Annotated in this window: 21 protein-coding genes, 1 tRNA gene and 3 rRNA genes; 3 read left to right on the top strand and 22 right to left on the bottom strand. The window is 40.3% G+C overall.

Going from position 1 to position 26,269, the window contains the following annotated elements:
• Positions 1-3: 3 nt before the first annotated feature.
• The 5 genes from LKI_RS03195 to LKI_RS03215 are packed head-to-tail and all read right to left on the bottom strand — an operon-like array spanning position 4 to position 4,234.
• Entirely contained in the window at positions 4-945 is a 942-nt protein-coding gene (locus tag LKI_RS03195) for a phosphoglycerate dehydrogenase (protein WP_013102714.1), read from the bottom strand.
• Between the two features lie 2 nt (positions 946-947).
• Entirely contained in the window at positions 948-1,910 is a 963-nt protein-coding gene (locus LKI_RS03200; protein ID WP_013102715.1) for a sugar kinase, read from the bottom strand.
• Between the two features lie 24 nt (positions 1,911-1,934).
• Positions 1,935-3,212, bottom strand: coding sequence for a hypothetical protein (locus LKI_RS03205; RefSeq protein WP_013102716.1), 1,278 nt, complete (start codon positions 3,210-3,212; stop codon positions 1,935-1,937).
• 8 nt (positions 3,213-3,220) lie between these two features.
• Complete coding sequence (locus LKI_RS03210) at positions 3,221-3,964, bottom strand: sugar phosphate isomerase/epimerase family protein (protein ID WP_013102717.1); 744 nt, start codon at positions 3,962-3,964, stop codon at positions 3,221-3,223.
• Positions 3,965-3,976: 12 nt separating this feature from the next.
• On the bottom strand, positions 3,977-4,234 hold the full coding sequence (locus LKI_RS03215; protein WP_013102718.1) for a hypothetical protein: 258 nt from the start codon (positions 4,232-4,234) through the stop codon (positions 3,977-3,979).
• A gap of 112 nt (positions 4,235-4,346) precedes the next feature.
• Here LKI_RS03215 and LKI_RS03220 point away from each other — a divergent pair, with 112 nt between their 5' ends.
• Positions 4,347-5,333, top strand: coding sequence for a LacI family DNA-binding transcriptional regulator (locus LKI_RS03220; RefSeq protein ID WP_013102719.1), 987 nt, complete (start codon positions 4,347-4,349; stop codon positions 5,331-5,333).
• A gap of 65 nt (positions 5,334-5,398) precedes the next feature.
• The gene (locus LKI_RS03225; RefSeq protein WP_013102720.1) at positions 5,399-7,576 is read left to right on the top strand and encodes a cation:proton antiporter; all 2,178 of its coding nucleotides are present in this window, start codon (positions 5,399-5,401) and stop codon (positions 7,574-7,576) included.
• 155 nt (positions 7,577-7,731) lie between these two features.
• Here the strand turns inward: LKI_RS03225 and solA are convergent, their stop codons facing one another.
• The 3 genes from solA to LKI_RS03240 are packed head-to-tail and all read right to left on the bottom strand — an operon-like array spanning position 7,732 to position 10,526.
• The gene (solA, locus tag LKI_RS03230) at positions 7,732-8,856 is read right to left on the bottom strand and encodes an N-methyl-L-tryptophan oxidase (protein WP_013102722.1); all 1,125 of its coding nucleotides are present in this window, start codon (positions 8,854-8,856) and stop codon (positions 7,732-7,734) included.
• A gap of 40 nt (positions 8,857-8,896) precedes the next feature.
• Positions 8,897-9,778 carry a tRNA (adenosine(37)-N6)-dimethylallyltransferase MiaA gene (gene miaA, locus LKI_RS03235; RefSeq protein WP_013102723.1) on the bottom strand — a complete coding sequence of 294 codons (882 nt, stop codon included), beginning with the start codon at positions 9,776-9,778 and terminating at the stop codon, positions 8,897-8,899.
• Complete coding sequence (locus LKI_RS03240; RefSeq protein ID WP_013102724.1) at positions 9,771-10,526, bottom strand: glycerophosphodiester phosphodiesterase family protein; 756 nt, start codon at positions 10,524-10,526, stop codon at positions 9,771-9,773. The genes miaA and LKI_RS03240 overlap by 8 nt, the downstream gene beginning before the upstream one ends.
• Before the next feature lie 88 nt (positions 10,527-10,614).
• On the opposite strand from LKI_RS03240, the gene LKI_RS03245 reads away from it, so the two are divergent.
• Positions 10,615-10,797 (top strand): DUF3042 family protein, encoded by a 183-nt coding sequence (locus LKI_RS03245; protein ID WP_013102725.1) that lies wholly within the window; start codon positions 10,615-10,617, stop codon positions 10,795-10,797.
• Between the two features lie 141 nt (positions 10,798-10,938).
• Here the strand turns inward: LKI_RS03245 and LKI_RS03250 are convergent, their stop codons facing one another.
• The 14 genes from LKI_RS03250 to LKI_RS03315 all read right to left on the bottom strand — a co-directional run bounded on the left by LKI_RS03250 (position 10,939) and on the right by LKI_RS03315 (position 26,263).
• Positions 10,939-11,727, bottom strand: a complete 789-nt coding sequence (locus tag LKI_RS03250; protein WP_013102726.1) for an alpha/beta fold hydrolase — start codon at positions 11,725-11,727, stop codon at positions 10,939-10,941.
• Between the two features lie 74 nt (positions 11,728-11,801).
• Complete coding sequence (lpdA, locus tag LKI_RS03255; RefSeq protein ID WP_013102727.1) at positions 11,802-13,211, bottom strand: dihydrolipoyl dehydrogenase; 1,410 nt, start codon at positions 13,209-13,211, stop codon at positions 11,802-11,804.
• Between the two features lie 3 nt (positions 13,212-13,214).
• Positions 13,215-14,498: a 2-oxo acid dehydrogenase subunit E2 gene (locus LKI_RS03260; RefSeq protein WP_013102728.1), complete on the bottom strand. Its 1,284-nt coding sequence runs from the start codon at positions 14,496-14,498 to the stop codon at positions 13,215-13,217.
• Entirely contained in the window at positions 14,491-15,471 is a 981-nt protein-coding gene (locus LKI_RS03265; protein WP_013102729.1) for an alpha-ketoacid dehydrogenase subunit beta, read from the bottom strand. Before LKI_RS03265 ends, LKI_RS03260 begins: the two co-directional genes overlap by 8 nt.
• A gap of 1 nt (position 15,472) precedes the next feature.
• On the bottom strand, positions 15,473-16,609 hold the full coding sequence (locus LKI_RS03270) for a thiamine pyrophosphate-dependent dehydrogenase E1 component subunit alpha (protein WP_013102730.1): 1,137 nt from the start codon (positions 16,607-16,609) through the stop codon (positions 15,473-15,475).
• Complete coding sequence (gene lplA / locus LKI_RS03275; protein WP_013102731.1) at positions 16,602-17,612, bottom strand: lipoate--protein ligase; 1,011 nt, start codon at positions 17,610-17,612, stop codon at positions 16,602-16,604. The genes LKI_RS03270 and lplA overlap by 8 nt, the downstream gene beginning before the upstream one ends.
• A 163-nt stretch (positions 17,613-17,775) precedes the next feature.
• Positions 17,776-18,180: a rhodanese-like domain-containing protein gene (locus tag LKI_RS03280; protein ID WP_013102732.1), complete on the bottom strand. Its 405-nt coding sequence runs from the start codon at positions 18,178-18,180 to the stop codon at positions 17,776-17,778.
• Between the two features lie 65 nt (positions 18,181-18,245).
• Entirely contained in the window at positions 18,246-18,953 is a 708-nt protein-coding gene (locus LKI_RS03285; RefSeq protein ID WP_013102733.1) for an adaptor protein MecA, read from the bottom strand.
• Between the two features lie 60 nt (positions 18,954-19,013).
• On the bottom strand, positions 19,014-19,448 hold the full coding sequence (gene spx, locus LKI_RS03290) for a transcriptional regulator Spx (protein WP_013102734.1): 435 nt from the start codon (positions 19,446-19,448) through the stop codon (positions 19,014-19,016).
• A gap of 115 nt (positions 19,449-19,563) precedes the next feature.
• Positions 19,564-19,680, bottom strand: a 5S ribosomal RNA gene (gene rrf / locus LKI_RS03295).
• 94 nt (positions 19,681-19,774) lie between these two features.
• Positions 19,775-22,690 (bottom strand): 23S ribosomal RNA (locus LKI_RS03300).
• Positions 22,691-22,875: 185 nt separating this feature from the next.
• Positions 22,876-22,948, bottom strand: a tRNA-Ala gene (locus LKI_RS03305).
• Positions 22,949-23,060: 112 nt separating this feature from the next.
• Positions 23,061-24,610 (bottom strand): 16S ribosomal RNA (locus LKI_RS03310).
• Together the 16S, 23S and 5S rRNA genes with 1 tRNA gene alongside form the textbook arrangement of a ribosomal RNA operon.
• 462 nt (positions 24,611-25,072) lie before the next feature.
• Complete coding sequence (locus LKI_RS03315) at positions 25,073-26,263, bottom strand: pyridoxal phosphate-dependent aminotransferase (protein ID WP_013102735.1); 1,191 nt, start codon at positions 26,261-26,263, stop codon at positions 25,073-25,075.
• Positions 26,264-26,269 lie beyond the last annotated feature (6 nt).

Here is a 26,269-nt window from a genome sequence, read left to right on the forward strand (position 1 = left end):
ACATTAATCCAACTGATTCACAGCAGACTCTGGCTTTTCTCCCTGTAACACACGCACAATATCGTGTGTTGCGTCAATTGCCATCCGTGCCTTTGTTTCAATCGTGTTAGACGCAATATGTGGCGTCAGCAAAACATTATCTAATCCAACTAACGGATTAGTCACTGGCAATGGCTCTTCTTCAAAAACATCCAGAGCAGCGCCACCAATGTCCCCATTCTTTAAAGCACTCACTAATTCTGACTCAACAATAATTGCCCCACGAGCCATATTAATTAAATAGGCATCATGCTTCATCATTTTAAATTCCTTTGCACCAATAGAGTGTATTGTTTCAGGTACTGCTGGTAAATGAACCATAACATAATCAGCTGTTTTAAAAATCGTCTCGCGATCAACTATGTCAACGGTATCTGTCGATTTTGCAAATGGATCATAGGCGATTATTTTAACATCAAACCCACTTAACTTTTTAGCTACTTGTTGTCCAATACGACCAAACCCAAGAATACCTACTGTTTTGCCTGCAATATCACGACCCGGATGTGCCTTACGATAAGGCCAGTTATCTTCATGAATTGCTGCTGCGTTTTGATACAAATTTTTGCTAATCGCTAATAATTCAGAAACGGCTGTCTCAGCAACTGAGCCAGACAAGGCTTTAGGGGTATTTACCACGTAAATACCCCGCTTTGTTGCTGCATCAACATCAACCGCATCATAACCAACGCCATTACGAGCAATTACTTTTAAATTAGGCATGCTGTCCATCATATCCTCATCAAAAGGCTGCGTACCAATCAAAACTGCAGACGCTTGAGCGCCTTCATTTTTCATTGTTTGACGTTCACGTCCAGAACCAACAATCACCTCAAAACCTGCATCAGTTAAAATGTTCTTACCAACTGCCGGAATATCATCTGGTAAATATACTTGCTTTGTCATTTTTAATCCTCTTTCTGTTCTGATATTAAATATTGTGTCAACTCGTCTGGTGTTGGGTAACCATCATTGTCACCAGTGGTTTGCACCTGCAAAGCACCAACCGCATTACCGCGTTCAACTGCTTTAGCCATTGGCAGTCCTTCAATGAGTGCGGTAATCAATCCTAATGCAAACCCATCCCCAGCACCAACTGTATCAACAACCTTCTTAACTTGAAACCCTTTAACTACATAGCTATCGCCAGATTTATTTTTAACATATGCGCCTTCTGGCCCAAGTTTTACCACGACCGTCTGCGTTCTCTCACTATTTTCCAAGTAAAAGTCAGCAATTTTTTCAGGATCACGTGACCCCATTAAAATTTCGCCTTCGTTAATACCAGGCAACACAATTTCACCATATTTAGCTAAATCGTTAATAGTTTCAATCATCGTCGCTTGTGATTCCCACAGTGCTGGTCGTAAATTGGGATCAAATGTCGTTTGAATGCCCCGTTTGATAAGTTGCTCAGCAAAGTAACGAAATGCTTCTCGTGCCTGCATTGAAATAGCTGGAAAAATACCTGATAAGTGCGCTATTTTAACACCAGTAAAGTCAATACGATCAATATTTGATTTATCAAAATGTGCTGCTGCTGACTGCCGCCGAAAATTAAATGTCGCTGGATCCCCTTGATCAACTAATTCCTTTAATTGAAAAGCAGTCCAATTATGATCATCAGTTGAAATATACTGATTACCAACATGATATTTAGATATTTCTTTGATGGCAAACTGACCTAGTGGATCAGCCCCGACTTGTGAAATATACTCAGTACTATGTCCTAAACGCGTGGCGCCAATCATAACGTTAAGTTCTGCACCACCCAAAAATTTATAATAATTAATGCTGTCTACTAATCCTGCATTCAAATCAGTTGATGTAAAGGTAACAATTGGTTCACCTAATGTCAAAATTTCACTCATATTATTCTCCTTAAATTAATCGTCCTAATGACCAAAGAAAGCAAACACTAATAACTCATTCACAATCGATATCGCCCACATTACTGGAATACCCATTTTCAAATACTCTTTGGTTTCAAGTTTAGAGTATGTCAACGCCCAGGTGTTCCATGACTGGGTCAAATCGATAGAAACCGCCATAATACTTGCCGTATATAAGAGTGGTAACAGAAAGATTGGTGAAAATGTACCAGTTGCTGCTAACACCGCTGCCGTTGCTGCGCCAGCTCCCCAAACATGTAATGGTCCTCGGAATAAAGCCAGTGGTGCTAAAATACCCACTGCAATGGCCAAAACTAACGGACTATGTGGCAAAATCACTTCAATAATGCCCTTAAAGTGAGGCACATTAACAGTTGCAGCACCGGCAAACATAACCAATGCCATCAAAAAGATGATTAAGCCAGAAATGTCATTTATTGCTTGTGATACTGTTTTATTAATGAAAGCAACCAACCCCGTATACGACTTCATTTGACCAGTTAGCAGTAAAGCAATAATTGTTGCTAATAACAAGGCTGGAATCGCATCCCAGTGAAAAAACATGTTTAGGGCAACTGGTATGATTGGTACAATGAATGTCACTGGATGTGTCCGCTTGAACTCAACTTGGCTATTAGTCGCAATTGTTTCAATCTTACCGTTTTTAATACTTTTACTGTTCACTAAAATAAAAATAATCACCCCAAGCAGTTGAACACTCATGGCTGTTAGACCAAAAACTAAATAGTTACCAGAAAAGCTAACTGAGGGGAAAAAAGCTTTAATTTGATTAAACAATACCACGTTAATATACATTGGTGCGCCAATAGCCATTGTAAATGCTGGAATAGCTACTTTTTTAGGCACGCCAATTGATAACAAAATCGGAATTAAGATAACACCAATTGCAATAACTGACCCCACACCATAAGCAGATGAAAAAATTAATGCGGTAACTAATACAACCAATATGGCTGCAAAAATTGGTGCCTTACGACCAACTTTTTCGGTTTGAGCAGAGATAGACCCAGCAATACCAGAATCCACTAACACGCGACCAAACCATGAGCCAAACACAATATATATAATTGTTGAACCATAATTAAGTGCAGGTTTTGCAATGACATCTTGAATCACAACATTAAAAGGAATTAAGCCAATGATTGACCATAGTAGCGCCATAATAAAGAAGCCAATGACTAAGTTGCCACCTTTAACAATGTAATAGATAAATCCCACAAACGTCAGTAACAATAAAATACTAATAATAATATTGGTCATCATATACCTCAACTAAACACTTCAAGTGCTTGTATACCATCGCGAATGACTTGTTCATTTGCAGTTGGATACTCGATTGCCACGGGCACGTTTTGTGGTAATATATGCAAAATCTCTTGCCATGCAATATCACCTGCGTTTAAGGGCACAGTGACTACCTCATCGCCGAACCCTTTGTCATCTTTGACATGAATATATTTGACATATGATGATAATTGTTTTGCTGCTATCATCTCATCTTCCCCTACATATCGCCAATTTCCCATGTCATAAACATAGCCAATAGTCAGATTTGCCTCATGAATTGCTACCATAAATTTTTCAATGACGCGCATTTTGCCTGATGTCTGCGTCTGGTCGTTTTCAATATTTGTTTGAATACCCATTTGCAACAATGTTTCTAATGTCGCAATATCTTCTGGCAATAAAATATCAAAGTCCCCTATATTAAACTTGATGACAGACACACCTAACTGAATGGCCTCATGGTAATACGCGCTCAGTTTTGGATTAACGCGATGGTTGACAAATATATCATCGGGCACCGAATAAAAAAGACGAAGACGTTTAGATTTAGCATAAGCTGATATAGCCGGTGTTTCAGCAATAATATCGTCAAAATACTCGCGTCGTAATTCAGCAGATTGCATACCAAAACCAACAACTTTTTTTAACATGTCCAACTGTTGTCCGCCATTTTTACGATCGGATGCAAATGCTAAATGATTCAAAACAATTTGTGATTTTTTCATAGTACATACGCCTTAATATTTGTTTAAATCTGCAACGTGCTTCAATAACGCATCAAAACATAAGTCTGATAAATCAAGCGATTGTGATTTATCAAAATTTTTGCTTTCAATTGTGTTGAATTTTTCAGCAAGAAAATAAGCAGACAGGTAAGCTGCCAACTCTTTTTTAGCCATGTTCTCAAGTTCTGTTTCATCAAAATCAAAATTCACAGATGCAATAAACTGTAGAGCGAACTTCTCAGGATTAATACTTATTTTTTCTTTTGTCATCATTCATCCTCTTCTTAGTTTAACGTTTTCGGAAACCGGTTTACAAAGACTATTGTAAACGCTTCCAAGTTTTTGTCAAGCCCTTATTTTTAATTTGGCGTATAATATCTTCATGGATAAAAAAATCACAATTAACGATATTGCTGCAAAAGCTGGCGTTTCAAAAACAACAATTTCTCGTTATTTAAATGATAAATTCGACAATATGTCAAAAACGACAAAGGTTCGTATTGAACAAACAATTGCCGAACTCGATTATCGTCCGAATAGGCAAGCACAAGCCTTGAAAGCACGCAATTCTTTTTTAATCGGTGTCTCTGTTGCTGATATTTCTAATATGTACACCTCTCGTTTGCTAAAAGGTATCGGTGATTATTTTCAAAACACACATTATCAAGTTTTAATTATGGACGCCGATGACAACGTTGATCGTGAATTAAGTAATTTAGAAAAAATGATGACAGAGCAAGTGGATGGCGTTATTTTACAACCCTTAGTTCATCAACCCGATCACTATCAATTTTTAATCGATCAAAAAACACCAGTAGTACAGGTTGATCGTTACACCGAACCGTTTACTTGGCCAGCCGTTGTGTCTGATAATTTTCAAAAATCAGTTGACCTCGCTAAAATACTTAAGGCAAAACAATATGATACAATCATCGTCTTAGCAAACCGTATTACTGGTGTATCAAGCCGTATGAATCGCTATAATGGTTTAAAAGCCGGTTTAACTGGTAGTCAGATCACAGTTCACTTAATTGAAATTGATGATTTCAATTGGCAATCTCAATTAAAAAAGACCATAGTTAGCTACAATCGCACAGCTATTTTTGCGCTTAATGGTCAAGTGCTATGGTCTGCTGTCCGCTTTTTAAAAACACATCAATTACGTATTCCTGAAGACATCGGACTGATTGGCTATGATGATGATCAATTTGCAGATATGATTTCACCAGCGATTACCTCTATTTCACAAAATCCGCAAGAAATTGGACGTACTGCTGCCGAAAAACTAAATATGAGTATGACAGAGCATGCGCTTTTGCCAAAAAATATTCGAATTCCATCAACGCTTCAATTACGTGATTCCTTATGATTAATTGAAAGATATTTTCCTCACGGCTGACCCAGTAGACCATATAATAATTAACAAGGAGTAACATGAGTACTTTATACACCCTAGCTTTACTTTTGATTGGTGTCATTGCGACCAATATCATTAAGGAATTTATTCCAAAAATACCTGAGGCATTTATTTTAATTGCTGTTGGTATTGGCATGTCATTTACACCCATTTTCAAAGATTTTGAACTAGAACCTGAATTTTTTATGTTGATGATTATTGCCCCTATCATGTTTATTGACGGTCAAAAACAATCATTTACCAAAATAAAACAACGTTTTGAAGGCATTTGGCTTTTATCTGTTGTTTTAGCTGTCGTAACAACGCTTGTTGTTGGTGTCATTACCAATCACATCGAAGTCACTTGGACACTGCCCCTAGCAATTACATTAGCTGCTATCGTCACACCTACTGATGCTGTAGCCGTCAAATCATTAACAGCAGGTACTGATATGCCCGCAGGTGTTGGCGAAGCATTGGAGCTGGAATCACTTTTTAATGATGCTACCGGATTAGTGATGCTAGATTTGGCACTGTCTGTTTTATCACAAGGCACATTTTCAGTTATTCACGGGTTAGAACATTTTTTATTTGTAGCTATTGGTGGTGTTCTTGTTGGGACCATCCTAGGGTTACTTATTGTGGCATTGCGCGTTAATTTACAACAACGCGCATCAAACCCAGAAACAACAATCATCCCCATTAGTTTACTAACACCTTTCGCCGTCTACCTAATAGCTGAACACTTAGGAACTTCTGGTATCTTGGCGGTTGTTGCCACTGGCATGGTGCATAATTGGGAGTCAAGTCGCTTACGGTTGACCTCGACAACTGTGCAATTAACCTCTCGCACGATTTGGCAGACCATTGCAGATGTTTTGAATGCTATTGTTTTCCTAATTTTAGGCATTTCTTTACCTGGGGTGTGGCTATCAATCACAAAAATTGGTCTATTTGGTACATTACAACTCACAGCATTGAGTGTTCTGATTTATGTCATCATGCTGATCTTGCGATACATTTGGGCTCTGCGCGACAGTAATGATAAACAAAATCATCATAAACCAAGCAGTTTCGCACTATTTTTTGGCGACCGTAATAATAGTCAACACAAATTTTATGCTCGTATTTTTGCTATTAGTGGTGTTCATGGCACTGTCACATTAGCTATGGCCTTTTCCTTGCCTTACAAAATTGCAGGTCATGCATTTCCTTACCGAGAGACATTGATTATTGTGGCTACCTTGGTCATTTTAATTAGTATGCTTGTTAGTGCCATTGTCTTGCCATTACAGTTACCTACAAAAATCGAATCATACACAGCAATTGATATCAACAAAACACGCGATAAAATGATAGACTTCGCTTCACTTAAAATCCTTGACCATGTATCAGATCATAATGTTCGTGAAACACTATCAACACAACTTCAGTCACAAAAAAATAAATTATTCATGATGGATGATCGAAAAAACGTTTCACCCCAATTCCTTGAATTATTAGCGGACACGCAAGATTTTGCTTTAATGTATATTCGTAGTGATTCTACCACTAAAAGATACAGCACAAACGTCATTAATATATACGCTAAAATTTTACAACACACACGTAACAATGGTCCTAAGCAAACAAAATCATTCAAGCACAAGATTAAACGTACATTACGTCGATATGTTCGTGAATCAACTTGGCACCTTGCAAATGGCGTTATTACACGCGCGCAACGCGATCGTTTCCGAAAAAATAAATTAAAAACTGATCCCACATTTGCTGCCAACATCAAAAAATGGACTGATACACGCGATGAGCTCATCGCGCTCAATAGTGACCTAACTCATGCTACAGATACTTATTTAGATAATAAATTACGTGAACGCCTCGCTAACCAGAAAAGTGATAATGACCACATTTATTTCGTTCGTGAAACAATGAATCGCTTCTTTAATCGCGTAAAACGTGATTATAAGCACGAATCTGTCCCTGTTAGCAGTGCACTTTACATTAAAGCATTCCAATATGAGTATGACTTTGTGCAACAAGGTGTTTCTGAAGGTACTATTGTCCAACCTATGGCGAGTGCACTTTACAAAGAAATTAATCAAGCGCAAATGTTGCAATTAGACCAAACTGAACAATTGGCTACAGACGAATACGCCAAATTGAGGTATAATGTTGCGTCAATAAAAAATAAGGACATCCATGATACTCAAACATGAATGTCCTTATTTTTGTTAAGATTGCATAACCCTTTATACTCAACCATTATTTTCTATCAGAATAAAAATACCTATAAAATATACAATTACCATAACCATACTGCCTATGGTTTCTCTGAAAAATATTTTTTTCATATTAATTTTCCTATACATGCTTATTTTAAAAAACGTGACAAGGAAAACGCCGTTAAATTATATTTGGGTTCTATGTTTAGCACACGATCAATTAGTATTTCACCAAGTACACTCGCGAATTTAAATCCATGACCACTCAACCCCGTGACAACCTGAATATTTTTATGTCCTGGTACATAGTCAATAATAAAATGACCATCTGGTGATACATCATATGTACATGAAACGCCATGATGTAATTGGTTAACTCCACGTAAAACATGTTGCTTAAAATAAGTTATTTCATCGTAATCTTCTGAATTCTCACCAAATTGAACACGTTGTTCCCTGTTAGAAATAATTTGACCACCATTATGACGTCCAATTTTAATCATACCGTCATTCGCGGGAAACCCATAATATTGATTACCATCAGTTGTTTCTGCAGTAAAAGCAGGAAAATTAGCACGCTCTGATAAGCTTTGATCTGAATTAAACCACGATACTACCTTTCTAACAGGTTGAATTGGTAAATTGGGAATCAAATCTTTAACCCACGTACCCGCTGTTACAACAACATGTTTACCCAAAAAAACACCATCATTTGTTTGGACATGAACAAGACCATGTTCATCTGAGATTGCTAACACACGTGTATTAAATTTTTGATGGGCACCAGCTTTTTTCGCTTGATTGACGTAGGCTGAAACCGCATCCTCTGATTTCAAATAACCACCTCTTGATTCCAAAGTGGCCTCAAATCCTATAGGTAAGTTAAGTTGTTGCCATCTTTCATTTGCTGATTTAGCATCATAAATTTTTATCGGCAAATGATATTGTTCTGCTGAAATCACAATGTTACTTAAAAATTGAGATTTTTCGGCACCAATATTAAGGACGCCGGTTTCATGAAATATTTTCACTTGCGCCTGCTTCTCTAAACTTTGCCATAATTCTTGGGCACGTAGTGCAAGTGGCACATACATTGGGTTTTCGCCGTAAGCATGTCGTATAATTCTAGTATCACCATGATATGAACCTTGATCATGTGGTGGTTGACTTTCATCTACTTCTAGTACTTTTAAACCCTTCATACTAGCATAATATCCTGCACTCGAACCAACTGATCCAGTACCAACAACGATTAAATCATAAATTTCTGTCATTTTAACTCCTATGTAGGTATTCTACCCTGAATCACGCGGCTTACAAAAACGATTCGATTCGCTTAGCCAATTCTACCTTTGCTTGCGAACCATCAATCCAAATTAATCCCGGTATTTGATGCCTAAGATAGGTAAGTTGCCGTTTAGCATAGCGCCTTGAATCTTGTTGCATTTGAGATATGGCATCTTTTAATGGCAATTCGCCTTGTAGATATGGGAAAAATTCCTTATAACCAATCGCCTTACCCGCTTGAATATTTTCACCACCAACATCTAAAATAGACTGCGCTTCAGTTAACAAGCCATTCTCAATCATAATTTGCGCGCGTGAATTAATCCGCTCATATAAAATATCACGTGGCCAATCAATACCAACAACTAACGGATCGTATTTAGGACGCGTCTGGTCTACGTCATGTGCCCCATGACGCGCAATTTGAATTGCTCGAATGACTCGCTGCTTATTATGTTCATCCACTTTATTTGCTAATCTCTCGTCGCGTGTTCGTAACTCAACTATTAAATCATCTAACTCACGTTGCTTTAATACAGCAACTTCTTGCTCGTCACTTGCAACAAAATCAAGCGGCTGTTGGCCAAGCAATGTTTTTATATAAAATCCAGTACCGCCTGCAACAATTGGTAACTTATCACGGGAAACAATATCTGCAATCACGTTATCTGCTTGTTTAACAAACTCAGCAACAGAAAATTGATCTGTCATATTCACAATGTCAATTAGATGATGTGGTATTAACTTGCGTTCTTGCTCTGTGACTTTAGCTGTACCAATATCTAACTCACGATAAATTTGCATGGCGTCTGCTGAAATGATTTCACCATCGAACCTCTGAGCCATATCAATAGCTAAACTACTTTTACCAGATGCTGTTGGCCCTGCAATAACAACAATTTTAGTCATGACTATCACCTTGTATTTCCGATCGTATTCTTGTTGCCAAAGCCACTTGATTTGTGATAATTCCTCTTAAACCGGCTTTGAATACACGCCGCATATCAGCTTCATTATCAACTGTCCAAGTCCTCATGTGTTGTTTTGGGCGCCAAAAAAAATGGCCCCTTTTTTTCAATAAACGAATATCGAGGTGTATATAATCAAAAATGCCACGCCATCTTAACCAATAAACTTTGGGTGTAGGCCAAAAAACTAAAGCAGCAATATCTGCATCTGTTTGTAAATGACGGATATTTTTTAAGGTATTTAAGTTAAAACTCTGATACAAAATGTGATATTTTGGCTTGTAACGAGCAACTTGGTCAAGAATTTCCTGTTCAATACCTGGATAATCAATATGATCCGTTTTAATTTCTAACAATAATGTATCAGAAAAATCCACACGCTGTAAAAATGATAAGAATTCATCAAAAGTTGGTATACGGACACCTGGCATTTTGGGCTCTTTGTAGCTGCCCGCATCAAGTAACTTAAGCTCAGCTAATGTTAAATCTTTAACATAGCCTGTACCGTTTGTTGTTCGATCCACTTTTTCATCATGAATAACCACAAGATGCCCATCTTTTGTTCGATGAACATCCATCTCAAGCATATCTGGCTGATAAGCTAAGGCTGCTTCAAAAGCTGGTAAGGTATTTTCCGGCGCTACACTACGATAACCACGGTGCGCAACAATTTGTGTTTTACTAGTCATAAGTTTATTATACTAAATTCATTTACAAATGCGTCAAAATAGTTGATAATAGAGTTTAAGAAAACTTAAGAAAGAAGTGGTTAATATTATGAAATCATTCAAATCAGGTGTCATCGTTGGAATTTTGAGTTCAGTAGCAGTGGCCGCAACCACTGCGCTCAGCTACCGCCATACTGTTGTTAAGCCGGCACAAAAAAGTGAAGCGCATCATGAAGAAGTATCAAAACAAGCTATCCGTCGTAGTGTGGCCGCTCACCAGTCACGTTTTTAAAAAATGGGTCGTTATTTAAAAAAATTAAAATCCTAGTAAAATCTCAGGTTGAGATTTTACTAGGATTTTTTGTATTGCTTTTATAAAAAATGAATTATAATTTGCTTGAATCAATCCTTCATATAAAAAAATCGACCTGTGTTATCTGATTAATTCGGAAATAAACTCTAGGACAACCTGATTAAATTCATTTGGCACCTCAATATGCGGAATATGCCCTGCGCCAGAAACAATATGGCTATAACCAAAAGAACTCATTTCGACCACCGCCTGTGCATGGTCAGATGACCATAGCGGAGATTGACTGCCAGCAATAAACAAGTGTGGTACGCGTTCACGTCTGACAACGTCACGCCAGTCCTGCATCAAACTGTCTATCAACAATGGCTCGTTATAGTTAAAATCAAAAGGATGGTAGGCTTTGCCAATTTCACGTTTAATGTCAATAGATATTTTGGCACGCGTCAACTTAGTGTGAGGCAGCGCCTCTACCGCTTCAAGAATATGATGTTGGTCAGCTTTAAAAAGACCAAAAGGCCAACTATCATCGCGTAGCATCTTCGGTATCTGATCTTCAGTAATAACAGCACGCAAGTGCTCATCCCCATATAGTGATTCGTAAGCCCAAATTGTACTTGCACCCATCGAGTGACCAACTAATATAGGTTTTTCGATGCCTAGAAACGTTATTAATTCTGCTAAATCCTGTCCATGACGTGATATACGCATGCCATAATCAACAGTGTTGCTTTCGCCATGGTTTCGTCGATCATACGTAATGACCTGCAAACCTGATGCTACAAAAGGATCAATTTCAGGTACCCAAGTTGCTTGATTCCCAGAGTAACCAGCAATTAATATAATAGGTTGCCCTTCACCATATTTATGATAATCCAACGTAACGCCATCGTTTGTTTTAAATTTTGACATAAATTCCTAAAATACTCCTATACCAAACACGCCACCACAGTTGTGGTAGCGTGTTTATTTTCGTTATTATTTGATTAAATATGAATAGGTAAACCATCAGCTAGCTCTGCCGTATCCATGATTGCTTCACCCAGCGTTGGGTGTGGATGAATAGTTAACGAAATGTCATTGGTAGTCAAACCATTTTCAATAGCCAAGGACAGCTCTGAAATCAAATCAGATGCACTTGGACCAACGATTTGCGCGCCCAACAGCGCATTTGTCTTTTTATCACTAATCAAACGAATGAATCCAGTCGTATCATCCATTGAAATAGCACGGCCATTCCCAGCAAAAGGAAATTTTGATATTTTTACCTCTAAATTGTCAGATTTAATCGTCTCTAAATCTTCACCTGTTGTGGCTAATTCAAATTGCGTATAAGCAACAGCGGGTAATGAATAGTGTAAATCACGTGCTTGTTTGTCACCAGAAATTGCAGCAGCAGCGATTTTTCCTTGAAAACTAGCCTTGTGAGCTAATTGTGGGCCCGCCGTAATATCACCAATTGCAAAGATGTGTGGTACACGTGTTTGCATATTTTCCGCCACGTCAATGACACCGCGTTCGGTCAGCTTCACATCAGTATTGTTTAAACCAATCGCATCAGTATTTGCGCGTCGACCTACTGCTACCAATAGATAATCACCAGTAACACTTTGCTCCTTACCATCAACTTCATAGTTTAATGTGACATGATCTGCCGTTTGTACGGCTGACTTAGCCGTTGCTGAGGTCACTACCTCACCACCCTGTTTTTTAAAATCATCCAATACCGGTTTTGTCATTTCATGATCGAAACCATTTAACGTATGATCTAACCCCTCTATGATTGTCACTTTAGTGCCTAAGTTAGCATAAACACCACCTAATTCAGACCCAATAACACCACCACCAACAATAATAAGTTTTTCAGGTATTTGTTCGAGTGATAAAGCACCAGTCGAATCAATAATACGATCACCAAATGGCATACTTGGAATCTCTATTGGTCGAGACCCCGTTGCAATAATTGCATTGTTAAACTGAAGTAATTCATGACCATCATCTTGAACAATATTAACCGTCTCGTTATCATTAAACGTTGCTTCACCCTTGATAATGTCTACATGATGCTTTTTAAGCAGCAATTTCACACCAGAAGTGAGTGTGTTCACCACAGTATTCTGTTTCCAACTCTGTGTTTTCGACCAATCAAGTGTGACATTTTCTGTTTCCAATCCAAAAGGTGTTTCAGAAATTGCTTCACGGTAATGATGCCCAACGTTAATTAATGCTTTTGAAGGAATACATCCAATATTTAAGCAAACACCACCAATTTCATCACGTTCAATAATAGTCACTTTTTGACCTAGTTCAGCTGCGCGAATAGCAGCAACATAACCACCAGGTCCAGAACCGATGATAATCGTATCAACATCTCGTGCTTGTGCGCCAACAACCATAATTTAAACCTCCATCAGCATATACGCTGGATCAGCCAACAGCTGCTTTAAGTAGTTGAGAGCCGCTTGTCCTAACATCCCATCAATCAAACGATGATCGTAGCTCAAGGACAACTTCATGTTTTGCCCTACGACAATGTCATCGTTTTCATCAATCATTGGTTCTTTCACAATCGTTCCCAATCCTAAAATAGCAACTTCCTTACCATTAATAATTGGCGTAAACCATGTGCCACGCGCTGAACCAAGGTTAGAAATCGTAATCGTACTACCCCGCATTTGTTGAGATGTTATCGAACCCTCACGTACAGCCTCAGACAACTCAACAATTTCTTTAGCAATCGTCAAAATAGACTTCTGATCTGCATGCATAATAACTGGTACATATAATCCCGATGGGGCATTTACAGCAATACCCATGTTAACATCCTCATGATAAATAATTTCATTAGTATCCATATCAACACTCGCATTGATCTCGGGGAATTTCTTGGCAGTTGCTGCCAATGCTTTTACAGCATATGCTAGATACGTTAAGCGGACACCATCAGCTTGTGCCTGTGCCTTGAAACTACTGCGATGCGCAACCAGTTTACTGACTTCGACAGAATCAAAATTTGTCACCGAAGGAATCGTTGCGTTTTGCGCACCCATTGCTTTGGCAATTGCACGACGAGTTGGTGTCATTGGCTGTCGACCCTCATGCAATACTTCAGGTGCCTTCGGAGTGATATCATTTGGCTTTGTACCTTGTTGCGTTGCCACTTCCACTGGCGCGACAGCTTGACTTTCACTAACGTTCTCTTTATTAAACGATTCAACATCTGACAGTGTCACATGGCCATGACGTCCTGTTGGCGTTACCGTTGTTAAATCAATTCCTTTTTCAAATGCTAAGTGACGAACAGACGGCATAGCTAACACATGGCCATTAGCCACCTTAACCATTTGAGTCGTATCGTCTGACGTTACCAAAGGTACTTCATCTTCAGAAGAAGGCGCTGTTGTTTCGACAACAGTTTTCTCATCGCTACCAGTATCTGGTGTCCCACTACCATCAAACTCAATTAGTGGATCACCAACCTCAACGGTTGTCCCTGCATCAACATATAAATGCGTGACTTTTCCAGCATAAGGTGACAAAATTTCTTGAAGTAACTTATCGTTTTGTACTTCAGCAACAGGATCATCCATTGCGACAACATCACCAACTTTAACAAGCCATGATGTAATATCACCTTCAGCCATACCCTCACCAATATCAGGCATTGTAAAAATCTCAGTCATAATTAACAACCTCCATTACCTTAACCACAACATCATCTGGTTTAATCATCCAGTCATTTTCTGCTTGTCCAAAGGGATAAATAGAATCTGGTGCAGCAACACGACCAATTGGTGCCTTCAAATGTAATATAAAACGTTCAGAAATCTCACTCATCACGTTTGCACCTATACCAGCCATTCGTTGTGCTTCTTGAACAACCACAACGCGACCGGTTTTACTAATTGTTTCCCCTATACTTTCAATGTCAAGGGGCGAAACTGTACGTAAATCTAATACTTCAGCAGAAATACCATTTTTTTCTAACGTATCCGCCGCCTTCAAAGCAACTGGCACACCACCACCATAAGAAATAATAGATACATCCTCACCTGAACGAGCGACCGCCGCTTTATCCAACGGTACTGTGTAATATCCGTCTGGCACCTCTCCTTTTAATGAGCGATATAGATGTAAATTCTCTAAGAATACAACTGGATCGTTAGACGCAACTGCACTTAAGAGAAGCCCCTTTGCATCGGCTGGATTAGCTGGCATGACCACACGAATTCCTGGAATCTGTGCCATCATACCTTCTAAATTATCCGCATGCATTTCAGGTGTTTTTGTGCCACCACCATATGGCGCACGCACCACAATGGGCATATTTCGGGTACCATTAAAGCGGAAGCGGTTACGTGACATTTGTCCAGCAATAGAATCCATGACTTCAAAAACGAAACCAAAAAACTGTATTTCCATAATTGGACGATAATCCTGTGTCGTTAGTCCGATAGCTAACCCACCAATCGCAGATTCTGCTAAGGGTGTATTAAATACGCGATCATCACCATACTTAGCTTGGAGGCCATCTGTTGCACGGAATACACCACCGTTTTTACCAACATCTTCACCAAAAATAATGACATTATCATCTTTTTCTAACGCTAAATCCATTGCCTCTCGGGTAGCGTCAATATAACTCTTAACAGCCATGTTACTTTCCCTCACTTTCCAACTTGGTAATTTGTTCAGTCATCGCATAGCTAGGTACTTCAAGTGTATTTTTCACGAAATCAGATATTTTTTGTTTAGACACAGCATCAGCAATTTTAATTTGATCATCAATATGTTCGTTAATCTCGGAAATATAGTCCTCTTCTTGCTTACTATCCCAAATTCCCCTATCCGTCATATACTTGCGCATGCGAAGCAACGGCTCTTTTTGCCACCAAGTATCAATGTCCTCTTGCTCACGGTAGCGTAGTGGATCATCACCCGCTGTTGAATGGGCTTCCAAACGATTTGTTAAGGTTTCGATTAGTACTGGACCGTGACCACTAACGGCCCAAGCACGGGCTTCCTTTGAAGCTAAATATACGGCAACCGGATCATTGCCATCAACAACTATACTAGGCACACCTGCTGACCAACCTTTTGCCGCTAAATGTGTTGCTGCTGTTTGCAATTCACGCGGCGTTGAAATTGCAAAACCGTTGTTTTGTATAAAGAATACAGCATTAGCCTTATAAGCACCCGCAAAGTTCACACCTTCATAAAAATCACCTTGCGATGAACCACCATCACCAGTATAGGCATATGCCACAGCGTCCTTTTGCCGTTTTTTCAACCCCAAAGCTATACCGGCTGCTTCAACATACTGCGCACCAATAATGATCTGTGGCATCCAAGAATTAACAGGTTTCCCGTCCTCAGTGGTGAAAACGTTTCCCAAAACATGTCCTCTAGACCACAGAATGGCTTTCCAAATCGGCCATCCTTTCACAACAATTTCAGGAATATCACGATAACCAGGCATGAGCCAGTCATCATCATTAAAAGCATAAGATGAGGCCATTTGAGATGCCTCTTGTCCAGCCGTTGGCGCAAAGAATCCAAAACGGCCCTGTTTTGCTAATTTTGTGGAGCGAATATCAAGTTGCCGACTTAATAACATACGCTTCATGATGTTTTTGAAATCATCATCTGACAACGCTGCTCTTTCCAAAGCATCGTTGTCCACAATTTCTCCTTTGTTGTTTAGAACACTTAACGTTGGGAAAGCATCCGCTTGCTCTTGAATCTGATGATCAAAATCAAGAATTGCTTTATTTGTCGTTGTTATATCAGCCATTATTACTTACCTCATCTTTCTGAAAGAAGGTTCTTAGTAACTCGTCAATTGTAATGCTACCAAAATACTGCCCATTTTTATTGTCTTCTAGAACTTGAGAAACCGCTTGACGTGTAAATGGCAACCCAATAAATTGTGCCTTCATTTCACGCCAATCACGTACACCCAAAAAATCTCCGGTGAAATTAATGTCCGTTATTTTACCATCTTCAACATCAATTTGTGTATCAATGCTGCCACCATCAAATTTGGCATGATTATTATACATGAATTTCGGACTCATACCATAGTTCCAAGACCAATTTGAAAATTGGTCATCGCGCAATTTTAAAATATCATTTTTTTGTGTTTCAGATAACTTATACTCCCCATCTTTCCCTTCATTTGTTAAATAATATTGTAACTGCGCGATAAACTTTTCGATTGTCAACTCTTTTGGTGCATAGTCTTTAATATTTCCAACGCGTGATCGTACTGACTTAGCAGCCTTTGATATGAATTTTTCATCAGCAACATTTAATGACCGAACCATTGCATCAACGTCAGTATTCCAAAGCAATGTACCATGATGCATCAAGTAACCACCAGCATACCTTTGCGCATTACCTGAAATTTTTTTACCATCAATTTCCAAATCATTTCGACCCGATATATCAACATGAATGCCGACTGACTCCAAAGCATCCGCCATTGGTTTAACAAATTGACGAAAATCCACATGTGCACTACTGGCAACCGGTACAAAAAATGTAAAACATATATTGCCAAGGTCATGATAAACAGAACCACCACCTGATACTCGTCTAACAACTTGAACATCATGCGCGTCAATATAATCCGCGTTCACTTCCGAAAACGTATTTTGATTTTCACCCACGATTACTGCTCGTTTATTTTGCCACAAAGAAAATACTGGTTTATCAGGATGTAAATTTTTTAGCAACCAAGCATCCATAGCAATATTTGTGTAGGCATCTTGATTAAAATAATTAATAAATTGCATGATCCACGCTCCTTTTTTGAAACCGCTTACATATTACACCTTTTATTATACGCTCGTTTAAGAAAAATTAAAGTACTTCTCAACCTTTTTGTGATATACGCAGCGATAATTTTTAAGATATAAAAAAGTTGTAGTTGAATAAATTCAACTACAACTTTTGAAACTATGCTTTGGTTTTTTGACCACTGTAACGACTAAAACCCCCACGCAAAATAAATACGCTATTTTTATCATAACCTTGTTTATGTAACGCCTTACTAACTCGGGCAACATCACGCAAGCGATCATCATATAAAAAAATATCTCGATCTTTACGTAACCCTGACTTACCCTGTGTAAAATTAACAGATGGTATGTTCCGAGCACCCATAATATGTGATCTCTTATATGTTGCTGATTCACGAACATCAATAATTTGACCACTTTCAGATTTCAGCTTTTCATCAAATTCTTCAGGTTTAAGCAACTTACCACCTTGCTTCACTGATAACAGTACAAATAACCAACTACCCAGAGCTACTAAGCCCCATGCAGCAATTACTATAATAACAGTTAATATTAAATTCATTACTTACCTCTTCCAATAACGTCAATTCTTATATTATAACAAAAAAAAACGCTCTTGAGCGTTTTTTAAAAGATATCCTTAATTTTTTCTAGTGCGTCTTTATTAATAACAACTTCACCATGCTCACGTAAAACGTCATCTTTAATATCACTTTCAGTCGCAAACTCAAAAGCTAATGATTTCTGATCTTTCAACATATTATCAGTAAAATTATCTAATGGAAATTGTACTGATAAGTAAAAGGTAGAATCATAACGATATAAATTAGAAATAATTTCGGGCCCATTAATAAACTGTGAAATTGAAATCAATGATTCCAAGTCAGATAATTTCAATGTCAACTTATTTTCAACACGATTGACAGATGACTTTACAGAAGTTACAGCGTCAACGTCAGTCTCATTTAATGTCACAGTGCCATCGTCTGACTCTCTTAACTCAGTTTTACGCTCATCAGAAACATCATCAGTTTCATCATCTTTATGTTTCGCATAGGCCATTAAATTATTAATAGCATCTCCAACTTGATTTTCATCATCTATTCTAGATATAAAAAGTTCTAAGCCATTCCGATTTGGTAAAATTTGAAAGCTAACTTGGTCATCATCTCCAAAATCATGCTCAACATCAACCTCTGATAAAATATTGTAGAAAAAAGATTCGATTTTATCATGATTACCAAGCAAATCCATAACCGAAATGCCGCGTTCTTTTAAATCATTATTTTCAATCATAACACGAATTGTATTTTCATTAATTCGTTCCATTTCCATAATCAATTATTCCCCTTTCACAAAAATATATTATTAATGACCTATAAAAAATAATCTCTGCTAATCTTTTTCGACGACTAAATCCCCAGCAACATCCGCAAAATCAGCTTTAAATGTAGCACGAATAAGTTCTCGTTGACGCACATTTTTTGGCAAAAAACGACGAATTTCATCATCATTATAACCAACTTGCATACGTCGTTCATCCATAATAATCGGTCTTTTTAATAATGAAGGATTAGCTACAATTAGATCTATAAACTCATTAATTGAAATACTATCAAGGTCAAAATTCAGATTTGCATATACTTTTGACCGTTTCGAAATTAATTCTTCTGTACCATCTTCAGTTAATCGTAATAGGGCTTTTACTTCTTCAGCACGTAATGGCGTTTTATTTACATCACGCTCAACATACTCAATATTATGAGATTCAAGCCACTGCTTTGCTTTTCGGCATGAGGTACAACTTGGTGAAGAAAATACTATAACCATAAAATGTTGACCTCCTTTAAAAGCTAATAGTTACATTATAACAAATTTGCTTAATAAAGTATATCTACGCATATACAACAAAAAAGTACTCCTCTCAGAGTACTCCCTATGTATGGCACCGCATCTTCCTATCCTCGCAGCCAGCGATCCGGCAACTACTTTCGGCGTGATAGAGCTTAACTTCTGTGTTCGGAATGGGAACAGGTGTGTCCTCTATGCTATCAATACGACACCTTCTTTGAGTTTTACACTCAAAACTAAATAGTATCAAATTCTTCTTCTAAATTAAACCACTCATATCTTTTCTTGAACTTCCGTTCTTGACTTTGGTTAAGTCCTCGACCGATTAGTACTAGTCCGCTACATGCCTCACAGCACTTCCACTTCTAGCCTATCTACCTCATCATCTCTGAGGGGTCTTACTCTATTAATAGATGGGAAATCTCATCTCGAGGCGAGTTTCACACTTAGATGCTTTCAGCGTTTATCTCTTCCAAACATAGCTACCCAGCGATGCTCCTGGCGGAACAACTGGTACACCAGCGGTTTGTTCACCCCGGTCCTCTCGTACTAAGGGCAACTCCTCTCAAATTTCCTGCGCCCGCGACGGATAGGGACCGAACTGTCTCACGACGTTCTGAACCCAGCTCGCGTACCGCTTTAATGGGCGAACAGCCCAACCCTTGGGACCGACTACAGCCCCAGGATGCGATGAGCCGACATCGAGGTGCCAAACCTCCCCGTCGATGTGGACTCTTGGGGGAGATGAGCCTGTTATCCCCAGGGTAGCTTTTATCCGTTGAGCGATGGCCCTTCCATGCGGAACCACCGGATCACTAAGTCCTACTTTCGTACCTGCTCGAGTTGTTGCTCTCGCAGTCAAGCTTGCTTATGCCTTTACACGCTACGAATGATTTCCAACCATTCTGAGCAAACCTTTGAGCGCCTCCGTTACCTTTTAGGAGGCGACCGCCCCAGTCAAACTGCCCGCCAGACACTGTCCACGATCACGTTGAGTGACCAGTGTTAGAATGTTCATACAACGAGGGTAGTATCCCACTTTTTGACTCCAACTAGACTGGCGTCCAATTTTCTTCGTCTCCTACCTATTCTGTACAAGCAGCACAAACATTCAATATCAAGCTACAGTAAAGCTCCATGGGGTCTTTCCGTCCTGTCGCGGGTAACCCGCATCTTCACGGGTATTTAAATTTCACCGAGTCCCTCGTTGAGACAGTGCCCAGATCGTTACGCCTTTCGTGCGGGTCGGAACTTACCCGACAAGGAATTTCGCTACCTTAGGACCGTTATAGTTACGGCCGCCGTTTACTGGGGCTTCAATTCGTACCTTCGCCGAAGCTAAGCACTCCTTTTAACCTTCCAGCACCGGGCAGGCGTCAGCCCCTATACTTCATCTTACGATTTTGCAGAAACCTGTGTTTTTGATAAACAGTCGCCTGGGCCTATTCACTGCGGCTCATCTTTTACAATGAGCACCCCTTCTCCCGAAGTTACGGGGTCATTTTGCCGAGTTCCTTAACGAGGGTTCTCTCGCTCACCTTAGTGTTCTCCACTCGACTACCTGTGTCGGTTTGCGGTACGGGCAGTGTAATACTTCCTAGAAGCTTTTCTCGGCAGTGTGACATCTCAGACTTCTCTACTTTATTTCGATCCGCATCACAGCTTGTCCTTTTAGAAAAAAGCATTTCACTCTTCTCAAAACTTACTGCTTGCACGCACATATCCATCAGTGCGCTTCTGGTAGCCTCCTGCGTCCCTCCATCGGTCAAACGCATTACTACTGGTACAGGAATCTCAACCTGTTATCCATCGACTACGCTTCTCAGCCTCGCCTTAGGTCCCGACTAACCCTGGGTGGACGAGCCTTCCCCAGGAAACCTTAGTCATTCGGTGGACAGGATTCTCACCTGTCTTTCGCTACTCATACCGGCATTCTCACTTGTAAGCGCTCCAGCAGTCCTTACGGTCTACCTTCATTGCCCTTACAACGCTCTCCTATCGCGTACTTAAAAGTACACCCGCAGTTTCGGTAATATGTTTAGCCCCGGTACATTTTCCGCGCAATGGCACTCGACTAGTGAGCTATTACGCACTCTTTAAATGGTGGCTGCTTCTAAGCCAACATCCTAGTTGTCTATGCACTATCACATCGTTTTCCACTTAACATATATTTAGGGACCTTAACTGGCGATCTGGGCTGTTCCCCTTTCGACGGTGGATCTTATCACTCATCGTCTGACTCCCATTCATACATATCTGGCATTCGGAGTTTATCAAACTTTGGTAACCCGAGATGGGCCCCTAGGCTTAACAGTGCTCTACCTCCAGTATGCTTATAATGAGGCTAGCCCTAAAGCTATTTCGGAGAGAACCAGCTATCTCCAGGTTCGTTTGGAATTTCACCGCTACCCACAGTTCATCCGAGCATTTTTTAACATGCACCGGTTCGGACCTCCAGTAAGTTTTACCTCACCTTCATCCTGACCATGGGTAGGTCACCTGGTTTCGGGTCTACAGCATCGTACTATTCGCGCTATTCACACTCGCTTTCGCTTCGGCTCCGGTCTTTCCACCTTAACCTCGCACGATACCGTAACTCGCCGGTTCATTCTACAAAAGGCACGCCATCACCCATTAACGGGCTCTGACTTCTTGTAGGCGTCGTGGTTTCAGGAACTATTTCACTCCCCTTCCGGGGTGCTTTTCACCTTTCCCTCACGGTACTGGTTCACTATCGGTCACTAGGGAGTATTTAGCCTTACGGGATGGTCCCCGCAGATTCCGACCGGATTTCACGTGTCCGGCCGTACTCAGGATCCTGAAAAGAGTGTGCTTCATTTCGCTTACGGGGCTATCACCCTCTTTAGCCAAGTTTCCCAACTTGTTCTGCTATAAAACACTTTTGTAACTCTTATTTATCAGTCCTACAACCCCAACATGCAAGCACGTTGGTTTGGGCTCTTCCCATTTCGCTCGCCGCTACTTAGGGAATCGATTTTTCTTTCTGCTCCTGCTGCTAATGAGATGTTTCAGTTCACAGCGTATTCCGTCAATAGCCTATGTATTCAACTATTGACAACTCTTTTCGAGTTGGGTTTCCCCATTCGGAAATCTCTGGGTCATAGCGTACTTACCGCTCACCAAAGCTTATCGTAGTTAGTCACGTCCTTCATCGGCTCCTAGTGCCAAGGCATCCACCACGCGCCCTTATTAACTTAACCGTCACAACCGTAGTTGTGCTTTAAGTTTATGAGTTGGTCATTTTTCAGACCTGCGATTAAACCGTTCTTGTTTCAGAACTTTTTGTGTTGTTTCTCGGTTCAATTTAATAATTTTTAATTATTTAAAAGAATTTGTTACTATTCAGTTTTCAATGTACAACCCTTGGTCACCTCGCGGCCACCAATGGAGAATAGCGGGATCGAACCGCTGACCCCCTGCTTGCAAAGCAGGTGCTCTCCCAGCTGAGCTAATTCCCCATAGGTTCATCTTTGACCATGACACCTATTTCGGTATCACACTCAAAACTAAACAAAACTTTGATTCAAACGCTTGACACTTAAGTCCCTGTCACTTTCCGTTTATCCTTAGAAAGGAGGTGATCCAGCCGCAGGTTCTCCTACGGCTACCTTGTTACGACTTCACCCCAGTCATCTGTCCTGCCTTAGACGGTTCCCTCCTTACGGTTAGGCCACCGGCTTTGGGCATTACAAACTCCCATGGTGTGACGGGCGGTGTGTACAAGACCCGGGAACGTATTCACCGCGGCGTGCTGATCCGCGATTACTAGCGATTCCGACTTCGTGCAGTCGAGTTGCAGACTGCAGTCCGAACTGAGACGTACTTTAAGAGATTAGCTCACCTTCGCAGGTTGGCAACTCGTTGTATACGCCATTGTAGCACGTGTGTAGCCCAGGTCATAAGGGGCATGATGATCTGACGTCGTCCCCGCCTTCCTCCGGTTTGTCACCGGCAGTCTCGCTAGAGTGCCCATCTGAATGCTGGCAACTAACAATAAGGGTTGCGCTCGTTGCGGGACTTAACCCAACATCTCACGACACGAGCTGACGACGACCATGCACCACCTGTCACTTTGTCTCCGAAGAGAACACTTCTATCTCTAAAAGCTTCAAAGGATGTCAAGACCTGGTAAGGTTCTTCGCGTTGCTTCGAATTAAACCACATGCTCCACCGCTTGTGCGGGTCCCCGTCAATTCCTTTGAGTTTCAACCTTGCGGTCGTACTCCCCAGGCGGAACACTTAATGCGTTAGCTTCGGCACTAAGAGGCGGAAACCTCCTAACACCTAGTGTTCATCGTTTACGGTGTGGACTACCAGGGTATCTAATCCTGTTTGCTACCCACACTTTCGAGCCTCAACGTCAGTTACAGTCCAGTAAGCCGCCTTCGCCGCTGGTGTTCTTCCATATATCTACGCATTCCACCGCTACACATGGAGTTCCACTTACCTCTACTGCACTCAAGTTGTCCAGTTTCCAATGCCTTTCCGGAGTTGAGCTCCGGGCTTTCACATCAGACTTAAACAACCGTCTGCGCTCGCTTTACGCCCAATAAATCCGGATAACGCTCGGGACATACGTATTACCGCGGCTGCTGGCACGTATTTAGCCGTCCCTTTCTGGTATGGTACCGTCACACTAAAATCATTCCCTATTCTAGCTGTTCTTCCCATACAACAGTGCTTTACGACCCGAAAGCCTTCATCACACACGCGGCGTTGCTCCATCAGGCTTGCGCCCATTGTGGAAGATTCCCTACTGCAGCCTCCCGTAGGAGTTTGGGCCGTGTCTCAGTCCCAATGTGGCCGATCAGTCTCTCAACTCGGCTATGCATCATTGTCTTGGTGAGCCTTTACCTCACCAACTAACTAATGCACCGCGGATCCATCTCTAGGTGACGCCGTAGCGCCTTTTAACTTTATATCATGCGATACTAAGTTTTATTCGGTATTAGCATCTGTTTCCAAATGTTATCCCCAGCCTTGAGGCAGGTTATCCACGTGTTACTCACCCGTTCGCCACTCGCTTGAAAGGTGCAAGCACCTCTCGCTGCGCGTTCGACTTGCATGTATTAGGCACGCCGCCAGCGTTCATCCTGAGCCAGGATCAAACTCTCAATTTAAATGAATTTAAATTCATTGTTTGAAGATGTACTCTTCGATTAAACTGACTAATTGCTATATCTCTATAACGACTATCCGTTTATTGTTTGTTACGAATTGACTTCGCAAATTTGTTTCTGTTACTCTCGTAACAGCGACAGATTCGTTTGTTCAAAGTTTTGTTCAGTTTTCAATGTGCTACGCGTTATCTCTCTGAGACAACTATATTATCTTACCACGCTCAACTCGCTTTGTCAACTACTTCTTTTAACTCTTTCTCAGAACTTCTTGAATTAGTTGCCTCTATCGCCTCGCGTCCTTCGTAAGAACATATATTAATATACCAACTTTTTCCCCACCCGTCAACTACTTCTTTTATTATTTTTTACTTTATTTTAAATTGCTAAAATATTTTTTGAAAACGCTTTTATTTGTCGTTATTTTCAATTATTTTTGTACATTATGCATCTTATTGTTCGTGTTTATTTTTCAGAATTGAAAACGGCTAATTTCCCGATTCGTTTGGCTGCTTCAACTAATCTTTTTTCGTCTATCGTTAACCCAATACGAATGTAACCTTCCCCTGCTGAACCAAAACCAGCTGCATCTGCCACTGCCACATTGGCTTCTTCCAATAATAAGTCCGCAAAGTTTGTTGAAGTATAACCCTTTGGCACAGGCATTAACACATAAAATGCACCCTTAGGGACATAAGGTTCCCAATGATATTCACGTACAGCTGCGATAAATGCATTGCGCCGACTTTCATAAGTTTGACTCAATTCCGCCACAGCCTTTTGCCGAGCTTCCGTGTTCTGCAATGCCTCAATCGCAGCATCTTGAATTGCTGGAAAAATTGAAACAAATAAATGATCTTGAATTAAATTCAAAGCCTCAATCATATCGGCATTACCAACCGCAAAACCAACACGCCAGCCAGCCATGTTAAATGTCTTGGAAAATGTATACGTTTCAATACCGACATCTTTTGCGCCTGGTGTTTGTAGAAACGACAGTGGCTTGTGGCCGTCAAAGCCAATGGCGCCATAAGCAAAATCCGATAAGATGCCAACTTCATGTTGGTTAGCAAAGGCGACTGTCTGCTCATAAAACTCCGATGTTGCAACCGCACCAGTCGGGTTGTTGGGATAATTCATGTAGAGGAACTTAGCCGTTTTAGCTTGTTGGGCTGATATGGCTTCAAAATTGATCAAAAAATCATTTGATTGTTCAAGGGGTAGCATTTCATAGTTCACTTTCCCCAAAGATGCGCCTGATAGATAGTCTGGATAACCTGGGTTTGGTAGCAAAAGCGTTTCGCCGGGATTCATCAGTGCCCAAGGCAACTCAACTAATCCAATTTTAGAACCCGCTAAAATAGCTACCTCTGTTTTAGGATCGATGCTAACACCGTATTCAGATAAATAGAATTCAGCAATAGCCTCTTTAAACCGCAATTCACCACGAAACAACGAGTATTTATGATCTGCTGAATTAGCCGTTGCACGCTGCATAGCCTTGACAATATAGTCTGGTGTTGGCAAGTCGGGATTGCCTTGACCTAAATTAATGACATCAGCCCCAGAAGCAATTTTTGTATTTACTTTTGCCACTAATGACGCAAAAAATTGTTTTGGTAGTGTTTTTAGTAAATCTGATTGCTCAAAATGCATAATTTC

The sequence above is a fragment of the Leuconostoc kimchii IMSNU 11154 genome, assembly GCF_000092505.1.
In the GTDB taxonomy this organism is placed as follows: Bacteria; Bacillota; Bacilli; order Lactobacillales; family Lactobacillaceae; genus Leuconostoc; species Leuconostoc kimchii.